The 1,657-nt window shown below is 69.3% G+C and carries 2 protein-coding genes and 1 pseudogene; all 3 read right to left on the reverse strand.

The features are described from left to right. Positions 1-75: 75 nt before the first annotated feature. On the reverse strand, positions 76-426 hold the full coding sequence (locus D455_RS0120400) for a hypothetical protein (protein WP_017572553.1): 351 nt from the start codon (positions 424-426) through the stop codon (positions 76-78). A gap of 48 nt (positions 427-474) precedes the next feature. Next, positions 475-813, reverse strand: a complete 339-nt coding sequence (locus tag D455_RS0120405; protein ID WP_083922329.1) for a YbaB/EbfC family nucleoid-associated protein — start codon at positions 811-813, stop codon at positions 475-477. After that, a pseudogene (locus tag D455_RS35530) lies at positions 704-1,657 on the reverse strand (hypothetical protein); the annotation flags it as partial. The gene D455_RS0120405 and the pseudogene D455_RS35530, both read right to left, overlap by 110 nt.

The following is a 1,657-nucleotide window of genomic DNA, read 5'->3' on the forward strand; positions in this document are numbered from 1 at the left end:
AAACTCCTTCTCGGGGGACCCGGACGGCCGCGGCGGCGGCCGTCCGGGCAGGTGGGGATGGGGGTGGTACGGGGGTTACCGGCGCCCGCCGGGCACGTTCGAGGGGTCGAGGTCGGGAACGTTGTCCACGTTCTCCTCCTCCCCGCGGACGAAGCCGTCCCTGGTCTGGCCGAGGATGGCACTCGTGTCCCTCGTCGCGATGGCCAGGAAGCCCAGGTACTGGTCGATGGAGGTCCTGAGCACCCCCAGGGACTTCTCCATCTGCTCGGCGAACTCGTCTCCCTCGCCCCAGATGTCGCCCAGCGGCTCCAGTTCGGCGTTCAGCCACTGCTGGAGCTCCTGGGCGTACTCGGCCGCGTCGTAGACGCTCCAACTGTTCCTGGACAGGCCGTCGGTGTCGACGAAGAGGCCGTCGCCGTCCGCCATGTTCTTCTCCTCTCCTGTTTCCTCGGCGGTGGATGCGGTGGGGCGCGTCTACCGCCGAGGGTCCTCGGAGGGGATGCCCAACCGGTCGAGCAGTTCGAGCGGGTCGAGGTCGCCGCTCATGACCTCGTTCGCACCGGCGACCTCCGGGAGGAAGGGGCCGTAGGCCTCCGAGACGCGCTCGGCCATCTGCTTCCGTGCCCGGTTGACCACGTCCGTGATGGCGGCCGCCAGTTCGGTGGGGGCCATGTCCCGGTAGGCCTGGGTGTGGAACTTCAGTTCAACGAGTTCGCCCGTCGCGTCCACCTTCGCCCCCACGAGCCTGTTCTTGGCCACGACCTCTTCGGTTGCCGACTCCAGGTTTGCGCTTGCGTCCGCCAACCGTCCCATCGTCCTGTGAAGCTGTGCCAGTTCCTCTTCCATCCGGTGTCGCATCGGCGAACTCATGCCGGGGTGTTCCCTTCTTGTTCTGTCCGGGGACGGGACGTCCCAGCGCGGACCTCTGTCCGTCGGCCACGGTGCCCCAGACCCTCTCGTCCTCGGAGAGCCAGGTGGAGCGCTGCCGGTCGCGGTTGTTGTCGCCGCCACCGCCCGTACCTCCCATGCCGCCCATCATGGGAGGCATCATCGGCATGCCGCCCATGCCGTTCGTACCACCCATGCCGCTGACTCCGGACTGTCCACCCGGTCCTCCCAGACCGCCGACACCGCCTGCGGAACCCTGGCCGCCGGAGGGCCCGGAGGCACCGTTCGACGGGTACTGGGTGCCGTCGGGGGCGGCGAACAGCGAAGAGCGGTCGGAGCTGTCCGGGGTGCCGCCACCGTCGCTGGAGTAGGGGCCGGGAGCGGGGCTGAGGCCGCCGTAGTTGAGGCCCACGTCGTCGGGTGACTGCAACGGCGGAAGCTCGTCGACGGCCGGTACGTCGGACGGGTAGGAGCCGCCCACGATCGGCGCCCCGGTCTCGGGGTCGATCGGGTAGGGCTGCCCCGTGGCCGGGTTGATGACGTAGGGCTCGCCGGTGACCGGGTTGATCGGTACGTCCTCGTCCGACCCGCTCCCGGGGCCGTTGAGTCCGAGGTTGGGCGGGGGTTCCGGCACGTTGTAGTCGTAGTCGTAGTCGGGCAGGCCGGTGACGGGGTCGGTGCCGACCGGTTGTCCGGTGACGGGGTCGATGGGCAGGACCTGCCCGGTCTCGGGATCGTAGTTGAGGGGGAGTCCGGTGTCGGGGTTGTA

Origin of the sequence: Nocardiopsis halotolerans DSM 44410 (assembly GCF_000341065.1) — a bacterium.
Classification (GTDB): domain Bacteria; phylum Actinomycetota; class Actinomycetes; order Streptosporangiales; family Streptosporangiaceae; genus Nocardiopsis; species Nocardiopsis halotolerans.